This window comes from Shouchella xiaoxiensis, from assembly GCF_016907895.1.
In the GTDB taxonomy this organism is placed as follows: Bacteria; Bacillota; Bacilli; order Bacillales; family Bacillaceae_D; genus Shouchella; species Shouchella xiaoxiensis.
Genome location: NZ_JAFBCV010000005.1, coordinates 157,706 through 178,372 on the forward strand (window position 1 = coordinate 157,706; position 20,667 = coordinate 178,372).

Below are 20,667 nucleotides of genomic sequence, written 5' to 3' on the forward strand. Positions count from 1 at the left end.
TTCCGAAAAATGATAATGAAAAAAGGAATTTTACATTTTACCGCGAAGACACAAAGAAAGAGAGGTGTACCTATATGAGTGATATGCTTGTTCCCTTGTACCGATTACCGCAAGAAAACGACAGCAATGATTTTGTGATTCGTCGGGCCTTAGCTCCCGAAAAATCAATTGTGCTTGATTGGGTCAAAACGCATTTTAATCAAGGTTGGGCCGATGAATGCGACGTGGCCTTTAGTCAATCTCCCGTAACATGCTACATTGCGATAAGAGACAAAGAGCTTCTGGGCTTCGCCTGTTATGACGCGACACTCAAAAACTTCTTTGGCCCAACAGGTGTAAAAAAAGAAGCTAGAGGGTTAGGCGCAGGAAAAGCGCTGTTGCTCCGGGCTTTTCATTCAATGAAGGAAGCTGGTTACGGATACGGAATCATTGGTGGTGTTGGACCGGCTGCCTTTTACGAAAAAGCGCTTGGGGCAACGCTCATTCCTGATTCAACCCCCGGCATGTATAAAGGAATGTTGGCAAAGCAGTAAAGAAAGCCTTTACATGAATAGAGTAGTAAGTTAAACTATTGATTAACTAGAAGAGAGAAGGTGATGGCTATGACAAAAAGACAAACGATCGTTTCTATTTTCATTCCATCATCCTTCTATTCGTGCGCACTTTTTTAGCAAAGTCCCGCTAATAGAACATGCTTACGTAAGCTCGGATGATGGAACATGTCCGAGCTTTTTTTGTACGTATTGCATCTATCTATTAGGAGGATTTTTATTGAATTTAATTGATTTAGGCTATAGAGATGAACTTGCATATGACGGTGACGAAACATATTTAGCTCGCGTTATCCGTGAACATAAAGGACACTATACCATTCAGTCAACAGAAGCCACTTACCAAGCCGTTGTTCGTGGCAGACTGCACCATGAAGCGCAGTCGCGCCTTGAACTGCCAGCAGTAGGTGATTGGGTAGAAATAACGCCTCAAGCCCATGGTCAAGCTATGATCGAACGATTAATTCCCCGTTTTCCGCGATAACGCGAAAGGTCGCTGGCTTAAAAACAGAGGCGCAAATTATTGCAGCCAACGTGACAAAAGTGTTCATCGTGATCAGCAGCGCTGAACCACTGAACAAACGTAAGCTAGAGCGCTATCTTTCAGTCGTGTGGGACTCAGGTGCTTCACCAGTTGTAGTTCTTTCGAAAGCCGATTTATCAGAGGCAGCTGAAGAGATAAAACAGGAAGTAATCGATCTTGCGCATGGCAGTCCTGTTGAATTATGGAGTGCTGAGACGGAAGTTGGTAAAGCAGGCTTGTATGAGTTGATTCACCCTGCTGATACCATTGTTTTGATGGGTTCTTCTGGAGTAGGAAAATCGACTTTGCTTAATGCACTTTTTGCTGAAGAAAAAGAAAAGACCGGTGCGATCCGCGAGCATGATCAACGGGGCAGACATACAACCACCCACCGAGAGTTACATGTCTTGCCAACCGGCGGTATTGTAATTGACACACCAGGAATGAGAGAAATGCAGCTCTGGTCTAGTGACAACTCCGGTGAAGATGCCTCATTTTCTGATATCGTCTCCTTACAACAACAGTGTCGATTTTCCGACTGTTCCCATACCTCAGAACCAGGCTGTGCGGTTTCGCAAGCATTAGCTGACCAAACGCTTGAGCAAGGTAGGTGGAATAACTATCTTAAGCTTCAGCGTGAGAAAGCGCATGCGGAACGGAAGCAGAGCGCGAGACTTGCATCTGAACAAAAGAAACAATGGAAGAAGCAAACCGCAAATAGAAAACGTCATAAGTAATGAAAAAAGAAGCGCTGTACGAATGTACAGTGCTTCTTTCCGCTTGCTAATCCTTACATTTTTTATCGTAATCGCAACATTTTTCTCTTAGTCTCCGGCATTTTTCTGCTCGCTTATAATAATCAGGCTTGCCTAGAGGAATATATTGAGCAAACAGGTTCAAGTCCGAATTTGGCGCAATGAAGCTTTGCCCTGGTAAATAGGTCATTCCACTTCCGTCTGGAGCTGTATTCCAGCTTATGAAACGAAAACCTGGTCTTAAGGGAATTTGCAGTGGAATCGTAATGATTTGATTTGGCGCAAACGGAATTGGATCAGGAATATTCGTTGCCGGAGGTCCGTCAGCGTCATTGGCAAAGAACGTTAATAAAAATTGATCTTCTGCAAATCGAGCAGTTAAAACGAGATTGCCCGTTGTTCCTACCGGTATTACCGTCACTCTGTTTCCAGCTTCATCAAAGAAACCTAAAAACTGTTGACCTGGAATTTGCTCTGGATCTTGCAATACAATCGGAAGATCAGTGACCGTATACGTTGGCGGATTTGGGTTTGCTTGCCCAGGGAATAGTCCTGCGTACGTAATTGTATAGACGATTGGTGCAATAACGACCTGAGTCGTGCCCTCTAATCTTACTTCCCACCCGTCAAACCCTACCGGCGGCTTAAGAAACGCATCTGCATCAGCCTGTGTTAATGTTGGATATGCAGGTGTAGCTATTGCTACTACAATTGGCGTGCCTTGTGGATTTGTTGAGACGTATGGCGTTCCATTCAATTGAATGACCGAACCAGCTAAGGGCCCAATAATTTGCGCGACATTCGGTAAGCCAAGGATATAAAGCCCATTTGATAACTCACGATTGCCAGCTACATTCAAGGTACCCCCACTGAATACGCCAGGCGCAAGCGCATCTGCCGTGTTATTCGCTAGAATGTTTCTATCACTTAACGTAGCCGTCCCGTTATTGCTTATATAGAGACCACCTCCATTTAACGCGCTGTTAGCTGTAATTGATCCTCCAACCAGATTAGCAACTCCGTTTGCCGTAACAAAGTAGCCTCCTCCATTGGCATTCGCGCGATTGTTGCTAATAATTCCTCCTGAAAGATTAACCTGATTATCACCTGATTGAATAATCCCTCCTCCAGATAAGCCAGCCACATTTCCAGAGATCGTCCCTCCTGAGAATGTGTGTGCCCCTTCACCACCGATGAAATAGCCACCACCGTTCCGAGCAGCTTGATTGTTAATAATTTGAACAGATGCCTCTACATTTGAACTGCCCGTAATAACGCAAACGCCTCCACCATTCGCGCTCACCAGTGCACCTGCCATTCCAGCTTGGTTATTTGAGATGACAACATCCCCACTTACCGTCAAGGTTCCAGCAGGACTCGTATTAAAGTAAATACCACCGCCATTTGCCGCTAATGAGCGATTGGCATTAATGAACGTTGATCCAGTAACAATTAAATGACTCGTATCGTTCGAAAACCAAACACCGCCACCATTTCCTGTTGTTGCGACATTTCCCTCAATCGTACAATCTTGAATCGTTGTATTTAATACCCCGAGACCGCCAGTAAGGCGAAGGCCTCCACCTTCAACTTGAGCGGTATTCGTGGTTAGCGTATTTGAACTTAACTGCAACGTGCTTTGCCCGGCTTGTTGATTAGCAAAGAAAAAACCGCCACCTGCTTGACCTGCTTGATTATTCGTGATCCTATTATTCGTCACAATCGCGTTTGCACCGGCATCATTGTTTATTAGGACGCCGCCTCCACTTTGACCTGAACGATTTTGATCGATTGTGGAGTTATCCAAATTAAATGTTAATAAACTTGGTCCACCGTTCACAAAGATTCCGCCGCCGTTGGACCCTGCTTGATTTCCTGTTGCATCAATCGCTGAAATCGTCACCGTTGAAGGAATTGTTGTTGATGTATTGTTGTAAAAGAAGCCCCCTCCAGCCCCTGCTCTTGCTTGATTATTAAGGAATTGAGCGCCAGTGATGTTCACCGTACCGCCTATTTGAGTCGACACGCCTAACCCACCAGCAATCGATGCGCTATTCCCTGTAAAAACTCCACCTGTAACAGTAAGGTTTGCACCACCAGTATTAGCAACAAGCAGAGAGCCTCCGCCGTTGCCAACAGCAGTGTTATTCGTAAATGTTGGAGCAGCCGTTATTGTATATTGATCAAGACTATTTGTGCTTAAAAAAAACACACCAGCCCCTCCAGAAGCCTGATTCCCTGAAATCAAGGCATTACCTGTAATTAAGAGAGAAACAGGTACCGAATTGTTGGTTAGATTTGTATAATAGATCCCTCCTCCATTACCGATCGCCGTGTTATTGGCAATTTGAACAGAATCACCAATTGTTAAATCACTACCTACTCCATCAACATAACAGCTAGAGAAAATCCCGCCCCCTTGTTGGGCTCTGTTATTCACAATGGCTGCGCTACCTGAAATCGTTACACTATCACCTACATTACGTCGGGCGATCATGACGCCGCCACCACTTGTACGTGAAATACAACCGGTGATTGTGGCGTTTGCCCTCATAATGAAGCCACTTGGTGTACCTACAAGTCCTCTTAAATAAAATCCACCTCCTTCTTGAAAGGCATAGTTATTTTGCAATGTGAGATTTGTATCTAAGATTACCGTTCCACCTTGGGCACTAATGAGACTTCGATTGGTTATAATCCCTTCCGGATTACCAGCTAAATTGCCATCTAGCGTAATGTTTTGAAACGTCACGGTTGCTCCGTTAATTACATTAAACATATACCCTGGTAGAGGGAAATTGGCCACTTTAGATAACGTTTGTATCCCTGGACCTTGGCTCGTAATAACCGTACTGTAATTCACATTAATTTGCGCGCTTATTTGGAAGCTTGCCGTTATTTCTAGTGGCGACTGTTGTGCTGCAACAGCAGCTAATAGTTGAGCTTCATTTGCTACAAGAACCATCTCATTATCTTCCTTTCATCGTTTTCTGCTCTTGTAGTCTATGTTTCTTAGTCTTCATATGATTGAGGCAGGTTACTCGACTAGCGAAAATTGATGAACGGATCTAGAAAAAACCAACCGCTTAGTAAGCAGTTGGTTCCTTAAGAGCTTTATCTAAGATCGGCATCATTAATGTATCAACGATCCGAACAACATATGCATGGTCAAATGCTTTGCCAATTAAAAAGACACGATAGGTAATTAAAGCGGGACCGATGTCAGCAAGCAAATCTAGCTCTGGATCGGTCAACGCATGCTGTTCTTTTAAAAACGGTTGAATAATTGACTCAATCGTTGCTCGATGCTGGTAATAGAAATCATTATGAAGCCCTTTTTCTAATTCTTTATGATGAGGCATGGCCGAACCAATTGCTGTCAGTGCTTTTTGATAATTGGCTTGTTCATTTTGAAAAACAAGCGAAAGCATATCAATTAATTGATCTCTCAACGCTTTCTCTCGATTAAGCGTCTGACAAAGTGTTTTAAATGGACTTATCGATGATGCTGCATCGATAACCAAGGCGGTCTTTGATGACCAGCGCCGATAGATTGTTGCTTTTCCAACCTTCGCTTTTGCGGCAACAGCTTCTATTGTTAAGGATTCATAGCCATTCTCAGCTAGTAATTCCAGTGTGGCAGTTAAAATCACTTCATTTCTTGAGAGATCAAGAGGTCTACCGCGCTTGCTTTCATCTTGGTCAATCTGTTCTGCGTTCATTAAAATAGCACCTGCCCTATTCAGGTTATTACTTACAAGCTTAGCACCTCAGCCTTATTTTTACAAATACGGACCTATTGCGTTTCGTAATTCATGGTGGTAAGATAACGTAGCTGAACGCAGACGTTCTATATTTCTTTTTTTATGAGTGGAGGTTAAAAGATGGCGGTTATTGGTCAAGAAAGTGATGCTGCTAAAGAAACAAGCAGACCAGACATTAACCCAATTCCGGTTATTGCCGTATTATTATCAGGAGCATTTGTGGCGATTTTAAGTGAAACCATTTTGAATGTCGCCCTAAATGCTATTATGGATGACTTCGGTGTTTTCTCAAGCACCGCACAATGGTTAGTTACCGGATACATGCTTGTAATTGGTATACTCGTGCCAATTTCAGCTTATTTTATGCAACGATTTACGACGAGGCAGTTATTTATTACAGCCATGTCCCTATTTTCAATTGGAACGCTAATTTCAGGATTAAGTCCTATTTTTTCGATTTTATTAATTGGTCGCTTAACACAAGCAGTTGGTACAGCGATTATGATTCCGCTATTAATTAACATTATTCTTTCCGTTATTCCAGTTGAACGCCGTGGTGCAGCTATGGGTATGGTTGGTTTAGTGATTATGTTTGCTCCAGCGATTGGACCAACCGTATCAGGGTTGATTGTTTCCAACTTTTCGTGGCGCTGGTTGTTTTTCTTCATTTTACCGATTGCACTTGGCTCGTTGTTTTTCGGAATGAAGGTACTAACGAATATTTCAGAAACAACTAAACCTAAATTAGATGTCCTATCCTTCTTATTATCTTCACTTGGATTCGGGGGCATTGTTTACGGCTTTAGCGCTTCTGGTAAGGGCGATGCAAGTTTAACAGATCCACTTGTACTCTCTTTTCTAATAATAGGATTTGTATCAATCGCATTGTTTAGCTGGCGCCAGTTAAAGCTAGAGAACCCTTTGCTAGATATACGCGTATTCCGCTATCCCATGTTTTTAATTGGACTCTTACTTGTCATGCTCGTTATGATGACGATGTTTGCAATGATGCTTGTCATGCCGATTTATATGCAAGGTGCATTGTTATTCACAGCTGTTACAACAGGCTTGATTATGCTTCCAGGGGGGTTATTGAATGGGGCAATGTCTCCGATAATGGGTCGTTTATTTGATAAGTTTGGCCCGAGACCCCTGCTTATCCCTGGTACGATTATTCTTGCAGCAATTGTCTTCACTTATCGCTTTACTGTTCCAGGAATTCCTGTTTGGATTGTTGTTGTTCAACAAGCGATTCTAATGATTGCAGTTGCGATGATCATGATGCCGGCGCAAACAAATGGCTTGAATCAAATACCGGAAAAACTGTATCCTCATGGTACTGCGATTATGAATACGCTGATGCAAGTTTCTGGTGCGATTGGAGCAGCTCTATTTATTTCTGTAATGGAAACAGGTCAACAAACCTATCTTGATACGAATGACATCGTAAATCCAACGGAACAACAAACAATTGATGCTTTAACGTACGGCTCGCAACAAAGCTTTTCGACCGGCTTTTACTTAGCGCTCGCAGCAGTTGTGCTTGCTTTACTAGTTAAACGTAGTCAACAAAAGAAACAGTAAGAATTATTTCATTTCTATAAACGATACGCTCTCGCGTATCGTTTTTTTCTTGAAGAATGAGATCTCCTCTCTTTAAGCTATCTCACAAAATGAACCTTGACTTTCCATACAAAAACCGCTATCTTTATTAGAAATATTTACAACGAAGATAAGGATTAGTAAAGCATAGGACCTTACACAGAGAGGAAGCGTACGCTGCGAGCTTCTTAAGGAAATCGCTTGAACCTGCCTTGGAGTTCGCGGATTCCGCGCGGTGTTTACACCGTTATCAATCAGAGTGTACATGTTTATTGTGTAAACGAGGGTGGTACCGCCAAAGCTTGGTCCCTTACAGGGATGAGGCTTTTTTGTGTTTTAAAAAAAATGAGGTGACGAGGATGTCCAAGAAAAACAAAGGGTTTGTACAACAGATTACCGACATGGACGGTGATTTCGCCCAGTGGTATACCGATGTTGTTAAACAAGCTGATTTAATTGATTATGGACCAGTTCGAGGAACCATGATCATGAAGCCTTATGGCTATGCGCTGTGGGAACATATTCGCGATGTGCTCGACAATCGAATTAAACAAACTGGGCACTCGAATGTTCAGTTCCCTCTTTTTATCCCAGAAAGCTTGCTTCAAAAAGAAAAAGATCATATTGAAGGGTTTGCTCCAGAAGTGGCTTGGGTTACGCACGGGGGTTCTGAAGAATTACATGAACGATTAGTGGTCCGCCCTACATCAGAAGTGTTGTTCTGCGATTACTATGCACGCAACATTCATTCATACCGAGATTTGCCAATGCTTTATAACCAATGGGCTAACGTAGTTCGCTGGGAAAAAACAACCCGCCCTTTTCTGCGTTCATTGGAGTTTCAATGGCAGGAAGGACATACAGCACATGCTACGCATGAAGAAGCAGAGATAGAGACGAGACAAATGCTTGATGTCTATACCGAAATTGTTGAAAACCAGCTAGCGATTCCTGTCATTCGCGGAACAAAAACAGAAAATGAAAAATTTGCCGGCGCCGTCTATACATTAACGATCGAAAGCCTCATGCATGACGGAAAAGCCTTGCAATCAGGTACGTCTCACCATCTTGGAACAGGGTTTGCCGAGTCATTTAATATAACCTACTTGGATGAAAAAGGGACTCAAAACCATGTTCACCAAACATCGTGGGGGATTACAACACGATTGATTGGTGCACTCATCATGGTTCATGGTGATCAAAGTGGGCTTGTGCTTCCACCAAAGGTCGCACCAACTCAAGCCATTCTTATTCCAATTGCTCAACATAAAGACGGCGTACTCGATAAAGCTAGAGCGATACTTCATCAGCTGACACCACATATTCGTATACAGCTTGATGATTCTGATAAAACACCTGGCTGGAAATTTAATGAGCATGAAATGAAAGGTGTCCCTATTCGAATTGAGCTAGGTCCTAAAGATATTGAAAAAAATCAAGCCGTGCTCGTACGCAGAGATACTCGTGAGAAAATCATTGTCTCCTTAGAAGCGCTACCGACAGCATTAACGCAATTGCTTGAAACGATACAGTCAGATTTATATCAAACAGCAAAAGAAAAACAACTTGCGAAAACAACATCCGTCTCATCATTTGTAGAATTTGCAGCTTCGTTAACATCAAACCCAGGATTCATCCGGGCAATGTGGTGTGGAGAAACCGCTTGCGAAAAAGCGATAAAAGAGCAAACCGGCGCAACGGCTCGGTGTATCCCGTTTGAACAAGCTTCTTTATCAGAGCACTGTGTTTATTGTGGTAAAGAAGCACAGAAAGAAGTTTATTGGGCAAAAGCCTATTAAAGTTAGGTCTATAAAAAAATCGGGAGGATCGCGAATTTCTCCTAATTTCCTATTTCCTGGGGAATAATGTCGATTTAAAAGTATGAAAGGAGTTTTATGTGAAAAAATATCGCCCTTTCTTCTCTTGGCTCCTTGTGGTCTTATGGATGATTCTCATTTTTTATTTATCGCACCAGCCTGGAGAAGAATCTTCAGATCTAAGTGGTGGTCTGATGGCTTTGCTTAACAGCATTCTTCCATTTGACCTATTAGAAAATCAAACTGTTCATACACTCTTGCGAAAAGGCGCCCATATTAGTGCTTATTTCGTTCTAAGTTTATTAGTAATGAATGCGTTTGGACAGCTGGCTATCGTTGGTAAGCGGCGCGTGTATATGACATTTGCTATCAGCTTGGCCTATGCCATCTCTGATGAGGTTCATCAACTTTTTATCCCTGGACGAAGTGGTCAGGTAACGGATGTGTTGATTGACTGCTTAGGCAGTGCAATAGGAATTGCGTGTTACAGCCTATTTGTTCAACTTAAAAAACGCTATTGGCCGTAAGCTTGGTCTATAACTTTCGTAGATATCGTTAATTTTTACGAACTTCATCCTCTTTCTACTATAAGGAGGGTGAGGAGAATGACAAATCTAAATGAATGGGTTTTTATTCTTGGGAATTTCGGCTTCCCCGTTGTTGTGGCTGGCTACTTATTAATACGCTTTGAGAAGAAGATTGAAGTGTTAACAGCCGTCATTAATGAGTTGAAAAACACGCTAACAAAAAAAGATAAGCGTTGAGCGAACGGCAGCTATGTCTGCAGGAATTGTACAAACCAGTTAGCCTAAAGCTAGCTGGTTTTTTTCAGAGAAAAACCAGTAATTCATTCTAACTAAACGTTTTTAATAACCACCCCACCAAATGCGTCTTCAAAAAGAGCTGACAAGGTTTCAATCATTTCTTCATTCCAGTTCGCTCGCCTGTTTTGATGAATTTCTAATAAGAGCCGTTCTTTCGAGGGCCAATAGGTTATTTCTAAAACTCCTTTTTCTTTCTGCTTCTTTAAATGCCAGTGATAGGACCCTTTTTTTGTACGTAACGTCATGCGTTTAGAAGGATCCAGCCCAGACGCATGCACAATTTTTTCAATCTCTTCACAGATGATCTCTTGGTCCAACGGTTTTAACTTGAATAGATTTGAATTAACTAATTGATATGTAATCATTCTCTTCTCCCCCATCGTTCATTTTGGTTACTTCTTATATTCTTATTTTATCAAAATGAACACCCACTTCATTCTTTGACTCAAAAAAACAGCGTAATTAGCTGTTGTCTCAACTTAAATTTGATATACTAAAAAGAAAAAAGGTTTGATTGGTTTGAACAAAGCTTTTGTAATTGGTGATATACACGGATGTTACTCAGAGCTCCTTACTATGCTTGATTTTTGGAATAAAGAAGAGGAACAGCTCATTTTTCTTGGCGACTATATTGACCGGGGAAATGATTCATTTTCCGTTGTAAAACTTGTCCATTCTCTTGTTCAAGAACATGGTGCTATTGCCTTAAAAGGTAATCATGAAGCGATGCTAATTGATTGGATCAATGAACGACATGTTGAACGTTTCCTACGTAACGGTGGACAAGAGACAATTACATCATTTCTTGGGACCGATGACGAACCCGATAAGAGACGCGCGATGATGGAAGCGTTTCCATTAGAGATTCAATTTCTGGCTAAACTGCCGCTCTATTATGAATGGAACGATTTTTTATTTGTTCATGCCGGGGTGAATTTGTCATTAGATGATTGGAGAAAAACCTCTAAGAAAGACTTTCTATGGATTCGTGAGCCATTCCACAACGACGAAAATCAAACAGGTAAAACCATTGTATTTGGTCACACGCCAACTCAAATGCTCCACCCTGAACCAAGTACAGAACCTTGGTTTTCGGCTTGTCAAACAAAGATTGGAATTGACGGTGGTCTTGTATTCGGTGGAACTCTTCACGGGTTAAAAATAGATCAATCTGGACAATTTCATTGGCATCACATTCATAAAAAAGAAGGTCGTTCTTAGTTCAACTAGGAGGGACCTTCTTTTTTTCCTTGTCCGCTAAAAGCTGCTCCAGTTGTAAGACAGCCTACTCGTCTCACAAGTTGCTGCGAGAAGAGAGCCATCGGATACTTCTTTAAGCGCAAAGACCGAGAGCGATTGTGGATCGACATGTCATTCGAACAAGGTCCTCATTCCTCGTTAATACACTTACACTACCTAAACCAGGTACCGGAATACCAATAGCCATTTTCTCACTCCTCTTCCTAACAGGTCTTTCTTAAAAAAAGCTATGTCTGTTTGATGGAAAGGGACTATCCGTTGTCCTCCCTCCATTTTAAAAAACGAACGGATTGGTACCAATATTTGGTTTCGTCCATACAAATCGCCTTTTTGTAAATCATGTGTTACACTGTTGTAAACAAACTGAAATGTAAAATCCTTTCTTCCCCATTTTTTCACGCTTTTTCAAACTTGCCCAATGATCCCCTCTGTTTTTTCATACTCAACCACATTAAGATACTACTTATGAAAACATTATTCTCTTTACTCACTACTATTTTGTTGTCCGTCACTTTTGCCATTAGTTTTTCTACTGATGCCCATGCTGCGTCAACACATACCGTTTCTTCAGGGGATACGATGTGGAAAATTGCAGCTCGCTATCAAGTAGGGGTTTCTGAAATTATTGATGCTAATCCATCCATTTCGAACCCAAATATGATTTACCCTGGTCAAACAATTCAATTACCAGGTCAGAATTCAAATCACCAATCAATGGAACAGCAAGTGGTTTCACTTGTAAATGCCGAGCGTGCCAAACATGGTCTCCAACCTTTAAGAGAAAACTGGGAGCTTTCTCGAGTAGCCAGGTTTAAATCAAATGATATGCGCGACAGCAATTACTTTAGCCATACGTCACCTACATATGGAAGTCCTCACCAGATGATTCGCGACTTCGGGATTAGTTATCGTGCTTCAGGTGAGAATATCGCTGCTGGTCAAACGAGCGCTCAATCCGTATTTAATGCCTGGATGAACAGCTCAGGTCACCGCCAAAATATCTTATCTGCAAACTATACAGAAATTGGCGTTGGTTATTCTCAAGGAGGATCATACGGTCATTACTGGACTCAAATGTTTATTAATCGTTAACCATAAGTAAGACAAGAAGGATTATACCTTCTTGTCTTTTTTTCGCTATCTGATTTCATCCTATAACAACGCATAGCCGACCTTCAAACGGGCACTTTAACAGAGAGGTGAACTTAAATGATGAATAAAACATTCCTTATCGTTCTTACCCTTTTTTTTAGTTTAGTCTTTGTTCAATCTGCAACAGCAGCCTCTGCTGTTGAGGTTTTTACTATTGAAAAGGAAGAAGTTGTTTACAGTACGTCAATAAACAAACGAATTGAAAGCGAAACGACCAAGCTGCTTAATGAAGCAAAGGGTTTAGTAACAAAAATTGACCCCATTCCTAAGACCGGTTATTTAATTAAAGTGCCTTTGACTGAATCCTTTTCCTTAAACAATCCATGGATCAAGTCATCGATCAATCAGGCCATTTTTGTAATCACTGATGAAGATTCCCCTTCTTTTATGGTAATAAATGAAAAAAACCAATCAATCTTTTTATATTTCGATGGCGATATTAATTCCTTGCTACAGGCAATTGATTTTTCAATCCCTTCATGATTTTGCCTTATCTTTTTGCTGAAACTTAAACGAATAAAAAAAGGCGCTGTTTTAGGCGCTTGTCTTATTTTTTGAATTATTAGGTACTTGTTAGTTCAATTGTCATTTTAGAACATATAGTACTAATGTAAGTATGACTTACAAATGAATGATCGGATTTACCGCCAAAAATCCACGAAAGAGTATGTGTGTTTTAAAACTTTATCTAAGTAAATCCTTTAGTGGGAGAAGGTATTCGTTAATCGTTTTACAAACCTCAGCTTTTTCAATTATTCATGGCAACCCATCTTGCATTTTCATGTTAAAGGACCTCCAATTGTTAAAGGAAGCGAACCGCCTTCGCTTCCTTTTTACTATTCATATATTGCTTTCTCATGGCTAAATAGCCTATACTAGAAAAAATGAATAGTTATTCATTTCTTTAAAAGAGAGGGTCCCATGCTATGCTATTTTCTAAATCAATGTCCGAAAAAACGGTTGGTTCTGTTCAGATGGCGAATGGCAAAGTGACATTCCGTCAAATTCAGCTTAATACATATAGCTTTGCGATTGATGGTCTTATTATTGATGCAGGAGGGTCCTCACTCCGTTCCCACTTTCTTGATTTTTGGAAGAAGCAATCGATTGATTCATTGTACTGTACGCATATTCACGAAGACCATACAGGCTGTGCAGACTGGTTCGAGAATCAGCTGGCTGTTCCAATTTATTTAAACAAACGTTCCATTCCAGAAGCTACAAGACCGGGGAAATACCCGATTTATCGCAAATTATACTGGGGCAAACGTAAGCCATTCCACCCCAAACCCATGCCTGAGCATTTTTCTAGTCGAACACAGGATTGGACAAGTATTTACACGCCCGGACATTCCTATGACCATACTGCCTTATTAAATAAGACAACAGGTCAGCTTTTTTCAGGTGATCTTTATGTGCAGACAAAAACAAAAGTAGCCATGGAAAGCGAATCCATTCCAGAAATTATTCAGTCGCTTGAAACGGTCTTAACCTATGACTTCAAAGATGTATTCTGTTGTCATGCTGGTTACTTGGAGAATGGGAGAGAACGACTCGTCGCAAAGCTAGCCTATTTAAAAGAAACGGAAGAACATGTTCTCATGCTTCATGAACAAGGTTTACCAATTAAGGAAATACAAAGTCGCTTATTTCCACGAAAGTATCCGATTACGTTCTTTTCTTACGGCCAATGGGATTCTAAACATATTATTCAATCAATCATTAATCACGCTTAAAAAACGAGCAGTAGGGTAGACCCTACTGCTCGTTTTTTGCTTATTCACTCTGTTCCAGATACTCGCTTGAAACGTCTTCAAGTGGCTGCCCTGTCGCTACAGAAATAGTTGAATACGATGTTTGATCTTTGAAGCGGTACAAAAATGCCGCTTCTCCATTCACTGTCCCTTTCGTTAATTCTTCTACTTGACCCTGACCTAACCGAGCAAGGTGTGCCTCCACTTCCGCTTCCGTCACTTGAATGTTGTTAAAATCCCAATCGATTGAAGCTAGTTTCCACGTCTCTTCTTCTTTTAAGAAGGTCAGGTGCGTTGTCCCAGCCTGCACTGTGCTTGTGGAAAATTGGTAAAAAGAAGCTTCTATTTTTTCATCATTAAAATCATTGACTTGAAAGCGGTTTGTCTCTTTCATTGGAACCCACACACCAGCATCGCACTCACAAAAAATGTGCGAAGCATCGTTCTTAATTAAATCCACGACTTCATCTAGCGCGATTGCTTGTAATTCGTCTTCAATCACGTCTAGCTGAATGTCTTGCGCGCCCCACCAATTAAAGTTCGTTCCTGCATTCATCAATAAACTGTCGAGGTCTGCATAGCCCTCTGTTGCGATTGTAAGAGCTTCTTCGGCAGTGACTGATTGCTCTGCCGCCAGAGGCTTATATGTAGTAGATAAAAGCGGGATGATTACGATCGATAAGATCAGTAAAATAAGTCCAAACCCTGTCGCTCCAATTGTTTTTCTCATCGTCATCGCCCCATTCGCTTGTCATTTTTGTTCTAGTCTTACTTTTAGAATACCTTCTCCCTTACTGAGCCAAACCTCTTTTTCTGTCTTTTTTTCAATCGATCACTTATTTTTACATCATTTTTTCATACTGAAGAACATACTGTGCACTATCACATAAAAATGAGGTGTAAGACATGTACATCCACATCGTCAAGCCTGGAGAAACGTTCTCATCGATTGCTGCAGATTTTCGCATACCGCTTTATACACTTTTACAAGCCAATCCACGCGCACAGCCTAATCTACTATACACAAATGAACAAATCGTCATTCCTAACTTACCTGATCCGGCCACTCTACCGTACCAGATTATCATTTCTTTATCGGAACATGCATTACGCTTATACAAAGACAATCAACTGGTTCACACCTATCCCATTGCCGTTGGAAAAATGCTGACACAAACACCGCTTGGAGATTATGTCATCATCAACAAAGCACCTAATCCTGGAGGTCCGTTTGGGACGATGTGGATGTCGCTCTCTAAACAACACTACGGTATTCACGGAACCAATGATCCGTCTTCAATCGGACATTCTGTTTCACATGGCTGCATTCGAATGCAAAATGCCGATGTTGAAGAACTTGCTGCTACAATTCCTATTGGCACAAAGGTCACGATACAGCCATAACATCCTTATTTTTCCCAAAAACGTTGCTTGCGTAAAACTATCACACTAATTAAACTATTAAGGATAGATGTTATTTCTTAATACTTGGAGGGACTTTTTTGGAGATTAAACAAGGTGAAAAGCTATTATTTGTCGGAGATTCCATTACCGATTGTGGGAGGGACCGACCTCTTGGTGAAGGAACTGGTGATTCCCTCGGTAGTGGCTATGTTTCTTATGTCGATGCCCTGCTGCAAAGTGTCTACCCTGATCGTTCGATTCGCGTAGTAAATAAAGGGATTAGCGGAAATACGGTGCGAGATTTAGAAGCGCGCTGGCATGCTGATGTGGTCGAGCAAAGCCCTGATTGGCTCGTGCTCATGATTGGCATTAACGACGTTTGGCGCCAGTTTAGTAAGCCATACCAAACGGAAAGCCACATCCATAGCGAAGAGTACGAAGAAACGATTTACCGTTTAATCAATGAAGTCAGCGGAGCAAAGCTGGTATTAATGACACCCTTTTACATTGAGCCGAATAATCAGGACCGCATGCGCCAGCGAATGGATGAGTACGGTAAGATTATGCAAGACATCGCTAGCGAAACAAACGCTTTGTTTATTGACACCCAAAAAGCTTTTGAACCGTTACTGTCCTGTTTGCATCCTAGTGCGATTGCTCAAGACCGCGTTCACCCAAATGCTAGAGGTCATATGGTTCTTACAAAAGCATTTCTTACGAAGGTCGGCTTTCAATGGAGCTAATGAACCATGATAAAAAAATGAACCCTTCCAATTGAGGACGGGTTCATTTAGCAAGCAAGCGCTCTAATTTCTCTTCATTCGGTTCAAAATCTTTTACTTTACCAGGGAGTAATTCCACCGGACAAGCTACTAGCGCACCTGTTTCAAAGCATTCTGCAAGGATTAAGCGAACGGCATCTTCGTTATGTCCCATCGCTACCGCTTGTTCTACTACATCTTCCTGAGCGCGCATTTTATCATTGGCAATCAGATCATACATCTGTTTTTTTAATTCATGGTCAATCGTATCCATCGAATTCCTCCTCGGCATTAACTTAATCTATGTCATTCCCCGTTGCCGTAAATCAAAACACCATCACGTTACAACGATTGTTTTAGAAACTGTTTGGGAGACATCCCTGTATACTTTTTAAAGACGTGACTGAAATATTTATAGTCGCTAAATCCTGTTTTCTCCGCCACTTCATAGACAAGCATTTTTTCATCTTGTAAATAATCAAGGGCTTTCGTGATCCGGTAGCGTGTTAGTAGTTCGCTAAAGCTATATCCCGTTTTTTCTTTTAATTTCATGTTTAAACTAACCGATGATAATCCAAGTACTTCACTTGCGTCTTTCAAAGTTATTTTCTCACAATAGGATTGTTGGATATACTCCATCGTTTTGCCGACATAGGAAGAAGGGTATTCCACTTGCACGTTTAATAAATCGGAATAAGCTTTCACTTGTTGATTCAGTTGATCCTCCTTTTGTTTTGTCGCCAACTTTTCGACAAGCTTCTTTACCGTCAGTTCTAAATCAGATAAATCAACCGGCTTCAGCAAATAGTCATGAACACCTATAGTAATTGCTTGCTTTGCGTAATTAAACTCTCCAAAGCCAGAAAGAATGACAGCTTCAAATGTGTAACGTTTCTTTGCTTCTTGTAGCATGGTAAGGCCGTCCTTGTAGGGCATTCGAATATCTGTTATCACAATATCAGGTTTCGTTTCTTCAATTGTTTTAAGGCCATCTGCACCGTTCTCAGCAAGACCAACCACGGTACAGCCATTTGCTAACCAATCCATTCGATACTGTAGTCCCTTTAAGAGAATCGGTTCATCTTCTACGAGCACAACTTTTAACATATGTCTCACCCCTCATATGGAATTGTCAGTCGCACCGTCGTCCCTTTTTTATACTCCGATTTAAGCTCAACTCCATACGCGTTACCATAAAGAAGTTGGAGCATTTGATGCGTATTTTTTAAGCCTGTATGTGAAGCCTCAGCCATCACACAGCTCATAATCAGCTCTATTTCTTTCAGTTTTTCTTCCTCAATGCCCATTCCATTATCGCTGACCTCAACTTGAATCACTTCATCAATTAAGCTTGCTTTTACTAAAATAAACAACTCAGGCATTTGATCAACACCATGCTTGATTGCGTTTTCAATAAGTGGTTGCAGCAACAGCTTCGGCACTCGCGCTTTTACTAATTTTGGTTCAATCTCTAATTGATACTGAAGACGCTTGCCGTACCTCATTTTTTGTAGCGAAAAATAATCCTGTACATAAGCTAAATCGTCTTCAAACAGTACCGTCGTTCTGCCGAAATTAGCATTATAGCGCATCAACTTTGCTGTCTTTACAATCATATCCGCAGCGCTTTTGGGATCAGCAAGCGTTTCATATTTAATCATTTCAAGGACATTGTATAAAAAATGTGGATTAAACTTTGCTTCGAGATGACTAATTTCGCTTAAACGCTTTTTTTCAAGAATCGCTTGATTTTGATCAACTAACGCGTGAATTTCGGTAATTTTGCTTTGATATTCTTCATAAATCGACCACACTTCATCGTACATCTTCTTATTTCGGAAATGACTGTTGTGATTTTTGGTTGTAATTAAAGTTACAAGACTGTTAAAAGGTTCAAGTGATTTTTGAATGATTTTCGGCGTAACGAGATAGATAATTAACATCACGATCATGCTTGCAACAATCATCGTGACAATCCCATAAATGAACAAAATCGCATAAGAATTACTAAATGCCAATGTAATCACTTGTATACCTTGCTCATCAATTGTTGACTGTACTTGGTAATAGTAGTCTCCATCATTATGAAGCCAGCTCTTTTCTGTATTAATCATCAATTTGCCAAGAGAATCAATTCCGAATACATGGGACTGGCTTTGAAAAATAAGGTTATCAAATCGATCAGTGACCATATATATTAAGTTGTTTTTAGCCGGAAGCTCGTGATCAAGCATAAAGAGTAGCGTGCCAAGCCTTTCTCCATCTGCAACAACTGCCGCGGCAAACAGATAAGATAAACCTTGGTCTGCATACGTGAATTGCTTGGTTACACGTTGTTCATACAAACCACCTTCGCTTTTTTTTATGTAATCCGTAATTCTCATTTCGCTTTCAAATGCTTCCATTACTGGCTGATAAAAGCTTGTCGCTACCATTTCCTCCTCATTGTTTAGTAGAACAAACTGAGAGTGAATCGCTTGCTTATTGCGAAAATCATAAAGAATACGGTATGCCTCATTAGCAGGACCATCTTCTAGCAAGTACTGTACAACTGTATCATGACTAGCCAGTTGTTCCGTCCCATCGCGGTACGATTGAAATTGCGCAGTTAGTGACTCGGTTAGCTCTTCATTAAACTGTTTATTTGGTTGAACAATCGATAAATAAAATACAAGGTAGAGCGATAGGAAATAAAACAAGAGAATCGCAAGTAGAATGACAGCAGCATAAGAAAGAAATGTCTGCTTAATATCTTCTTTCATTTTTCTATGCTTCATCTTTATCGCTCCAATCCTGTTACTCATTGAAGAAGACTGCCTTTCTAATGTAAGGCAGTCCTCCTTGTTATAGGTTCATTTCTTTCTTACCTGTTAATTTAAAGAAGAGCAACAATGACAAAATTGACGTAATTGTAAGTATCGCAGAGTATGCCGAGGCATTCCCAAAATTACCACGGATAACTTCAGTGTAGATGGATACCGCTAATGTTTGCGTATTGCTAGAATACAAGATAATCGAGGCACTTAATTCACCAAGAATCGTAATCCAGCTCATAATCGCTCCAGCCAATACTCCCGGCATCATCATTGGAACAACAACCTTAAAGAACGTTCGTCTTTCGGATGCTCCAAGGCTAATGGCCGCCTCTTCCATACTCGGGCTAATTTGACTCACAATCGCCGTACTCGAACGAATCGTATACGGCATCCTCCGAATTACAAAAGCAAGAATGAGAATAAGCGCAGATCCGGTTAAGTAAAACGGTGCATCGCTAAACGCAAACACGAGCGCAATTCCGAGAACCGACCCAGGAATGACAAACGGCAGCATTGAAATCGTATCAAGCATGGAAGTAATCGCATTGCGTTTTCGCACGGTTAGGTAAGCAATTAAAATCCCGATCACAACGATGACAGCGATTGCAATTAAACCGAATTTATACGTATTCAAAATCATCGATAGATCACGATTAAACAAGATCGTTTCGTAGTTTTGTAGTGAAAATCGTCCAGTATACACTTGCCCACCAACTGTTTCTAAAAACGACGTGTACACGACAACAAGCTGAGGCAAGATTGAGATAAACGTGACAACGTATACAATACCATGGCTTATGACGTTTTTGACCCCTGTGCTTCTCTTTGTTTCCATTGGTCGAAGCGCGGACATCGAATAGGAGTATTGACGCGCAATGATTCGCTGGACTAAGAACAACGCAATCGTGACTATAATAAAGATTGCCGCAATCGCAGCTGCAAATCCTGCATCTCCGCCTACTTCACTCATAAACTGAGTATATATTAAAACAGGGATTGTTCGGTACCCCTCACCGATTAACATTGGCGTTCCAAAATCTGCAATAACGCGCATAAATACCAATAAAGAACTTGCTAGAATCGTTGGTGTTATTAACGGAACAACGATTTTCATGACGCGTTGAATTCCAGAATAGCCAAGACTTTCCGCTGCTTCAATTAAGGAATTATCGACGTTTTTTAGTGCACCTGAAATATAGATAAATATTAGTGGAAATGACTGTAGTGTGAGAACAAGCACAATCCCCGCAAAACCGTAGATTCCATCAAAACTCATGTTAAAAGTGTCGTTAATAAACTTCGTAATAACACCGCTACGTCCTAGTAACTGAATCCAAGCATACGCACCAATAAATGGTGGTGATATATAAGAGACAATAATGATAATTTGTACAGCTTTGCTTCCGAAAATCTTGACACGTCGGAGCATGTAGGCAAGCGGCAACCCTATAATAACAGCAAGAAGAGTACTAACGACTGTGACCTTCACACTGTTCCAGAGCGTTACCCAATAAAATTTCCGATCAAAAAAATGAGCAAAATGTTCAAATGTCAGTCGCCCTGCCTCAGCATCGTAAACACTTTTATTTAAGACTAAAATGACGGGAAAAATAATAAAGAGAGCGAAGAACAGCATAATGACAAGCGTAATGATATTCCAACCAGTGAGGCCTTTGCGCAACAT

21 protein-coding genes and 1 other annotated feature are annotated in these 20,667 nt (G+C 41.0%); of the genes, 13 read left to right on the forward strand and 8 right to left on the reverse strand.

The window, feature by feature from the left end:
* Positions 1–74: 74 nt before the first annotated feature.
* The 3 genes from JOC54_RS09935 to rsgA all read left to right on the forward strand — a co-directional run bounded on the left by JOC54_RS09935 (position 75) and on the right by rsgA (position 1,811).
* On the forward strand, positions 75–533 hold the full coding sequence (locus JOC54_RS09935; protein WP_035440396.1) for a GNAT family N-acetyltransferase: 459 nt from the start codon (positions 75–77) through the stop codon (positions 531–533).
* Positions 534–771: 238 nt separating this feature from the next.
* A complete protein-coding gene (locus JOC54_RS22910; protein ID WP_239586660.1) occupies positions 772–1,035 on the forward strand; it encodes a ribosome small subunit-dependent GTPase A in 264 nt (87 codons plus the stop codon).
* Entirely contained in the window at positions 963–1,811 is an 849-nt protein-coding gene (rsgA, locus tag JOC54_RS09940; RefSeq protein WP_239586661.1) for a ribosome small subunit-dependent GTPase A, read from the forward strand. Before JOC54_RS22910 ends, rsgA begins: the two co-directional genes overlap by 73 nt.
* Before the next feature lie 46 nt (positions 1,812–1,857).
* Here the strand turns inward: rsgA and JOC54_RS09945 are convergent, their stop codons facing one another.
* Positions 1,858–4,794: a beta strand repeat-containing protein gene (locus JOC54_RS09945; protein WP_204466049.1), complete on the reverse strand. Its 2,937-nt coding sequence runs from the start codon at positions 4,792–4,794 to the stop codon at positions 1,858–1,860.
* A 121-nt stretch (positions 4,795–4,915) separates the two neighbouring features.
* Positions 4,916–5,551, reverse strand: coding sequence for a TetR/AcrR family transcriptional regulator (locus JOC54_RS09950; RefSeq protein ID WP_204466051.1), 636 nt, complete (start codon positions 5,549–5,551; stop codon positions 4,916–4,918).
* A gap of 162 nt (positions 5,552–5,713) precedes the next feature.
* Here JOC54_RS09950 and JOC54_RS09955 point away from each other — a divergent pair, with 162 nt between their 5' ends.
* The 4 genes from JOC54_RS09955 (at position 5,714) to JOC54_RS09970 (ending at position 9,776) form a co-directional block, all read left to right on the forward strand.
* Entirely contained in the window at positions 5,714–7,177 is a 1,464-nt protein-coding gene (locus JOC54_RS09955) for an MDR family MFS transporter (RefSeq protein ID WP_204466056.1), read from the forward strand.
* Between the two features lie 136 nt (positions 7,178–7,313).
* Positions 7,314–7,509: a binding site (T-box leader), on the forward strand.
* Between the two features lie 45 nt (positions 7,510–7,554).
* A complete protein-coding gene (proS, locus tag JOC54_RS09960) occupies positions 7,555–8,994 on the forward strand; it encodes a proline--tRNA ligase (protein WP_204466060.1) in 1,440 nt (479 codons plus the stop codon).
* Positions 8,995–9,092: 98 nt separating this feature from the next.
* The gene (locus JOC54_RS09965) at positions 9,093–9,539 is read left to right on the forward strand and encodes a VanZ family protein (RefSeq protein ID WP_367617788.1); all 447 of its coding nucleotides are present in this window, start codon (positions 9,093–9,095) and stop codon (positions 9,537–9,539) included.
* Between the two features lie 78 nt (positions 9,540–9,617).
* Complete coding sequence (locus JOC54_RS09970) at positions 9,618–9,776, forward strand: YvrJ family protein (protein ID WP_204466062.1); 159 nt, start codon at positions 9,618–9,620, stop codon at positions 9,774–9,776.
* 92 nt (positions 9,777–9,868) lie between these two features.
* Here JOC54_RS09970 and JOC54_RS09975 read toward each other — a convergent pair whose 3' ends face one another.
* On the reverse strand, positions 9,869–10,201 hold the full coding sequence (locus JOC54_RS09975; protein WP_204466064.1) for a hypothetical protein: 333 nt from the start codon (positions 10,199–10,201) through the stop codon (positions 9,869–9,871).
* 154 nt (positions 10,202–10,355) lie between these two features.
* Here JOC54_RS09975 and JOC54_RS09980 point away from each other — a divergent pair, with 154 nt between their 5' ends.
* The 4 genes from JOC54_RS09980 (at position 10,356) to JOC54_RS09995 (ending at position 13,984) form a co-directional block, all read left to right on the forward strand.
* Complete coding sequence (locus JOC54_RS09980) at positions 10,356–11,057, forward strand: metallophosphoesterase family protein (RefSeq protein WP_204466066.1); 702 nt, start codon at positions 10,356–10,358, stop codon at positions 11,055–11,057.
* Positions 11,058–11,561: 504 nt separating this feature from the next.
* Positions 11,562–12,188, forward strand: a complete 627-nt coding sequence (safA, locus tag JOC54_RS09985) for a SafA/ExsA family spore coat assembly protein (RefSeq protein ID WP_204466068.1) — start codon at positions 11,562–11,564, stop codon at positions 12,186–12,188.
* Between the two features lie 117 nt (positions 12,189–12,305).
* Positions 12,306–12,731, forward strand: a complete 426-nt coding sequence (locus JOC54_RS09990; RefSeq protein WP_204466070.1) for a hypothetical protein — start codon at positions 12,306–12,308, stop codon at positions 12,729–12,731.
* 443 nt (positions 12,732–13,174) lie between these two features.
* Positions 13,175–13,984, forward strand: a complete 810-nt coding sequence (locus JOC54_RS09995; RefSeq protein WP_204466072.1) for an MBL fold metallo-hydrolase — start codon at positions 13,175–13,177, stop codon at positions 13,982–13,984.
* Between the two features lie 40 nt (positions 13,985–14,024).
* Here JOC54_RS09995 and JOC54_RS10000 read toward each other — a convergent pair whose 3' ends face one another.
* On the reverse strand, positions 14,025–14,732 hold the full coding sequence (locus JOC54_RS10000) for a hypothetical protein (RefSeq protein WP_204466074.1): 708 nt from the start codon (positions 14,730–14,732) through the stop codon (positions 14,025–14,027).
* 176 nt (positions 14,733–14,908) lie between these two features.
* Here JOC54_RS10000 and JOC54_RS10005 point away from each other — a divergent pair, with 176 nt between their 5' ends.
* Together JOC54_RS10005 and JOC54_RS10010 are read left to right on the forward strand one after the other, a co-directional pair.
* Entirely contained in the window at positions 14,909–15,406 is a 498-nt protein-coding gene (locus JOC54_RS10005) for a L,D-transpeptidase family protein (RefSeq protein ID WP_035418235.1), read from the forward strand.
* Positions 15,407–15,504: 98 nt separating this feature from the next.
* Complete coding sequence (locus JOC54_RS10010) at positions 15,505–16,149, forward strand: SGNH/GDSL hydrolase family protein (protein ID WP_204466076.1); 645 nt, start codon at positions 15,505–15,507, stop codon at positions 16,147–16,149.
* 43 nt (positions 16,150–16,192) lie between these two features.
* Here the strand turns inward: JOC54_RS10010 and JOC54_RS10015 are convergent, their stop codons facing one another.
* The 4 genes from JOC54_RS10015 to JOC54_RS10030 form a co-directional block, all read right to left on the reverse strand.
* Positions 16,193–16,441 carry a hypothetical protein gene (locus JOC54_RS10015; RefSeq protein ID WP_035418238.1) on the reverse strand — a complete coding sequence of 83 codons (249 nt, stop codon included), beginning with the start codon at positions 16,439–16,441 and terminating at the stop codon, positions 16,193–16,195.
* A 68-nt stretch (positions 16,442–16,509) separates the two neighbouring features.
* Positions 16,510–17,274, reverse strand: coding sequence for a response regulator transcription factor (locus JOC54_RS10020; RefSeq protein WP_035418239.1), 765 nt, complete (start codon positions 17,272–17,274; stop codon positions 16,510–16,512).
* Positions 17,275–17,279: 5 nt separating this feature from the next.
* Entirely contained in the window at positions 17,280–18,944 is a 1,665-nt protein-coding gene (locus tag JOC54_RS10025) for a sensor histidine kinase (RefSeq protein WP_204466078.1), read from the reverse strand.
* A gap of 67 nt (positions 18,945–19,011) precedes the next feature.
* Positions 19,012–20,667, reverse strand: a complete 1,656-nt coding sequence (locus JOC54_RS10030; RefSeq protein ID WP_204466080.1) for an ABC transporter permease — start codon at positions 20,665–20,667, stop codon at positions 19,012–19,014.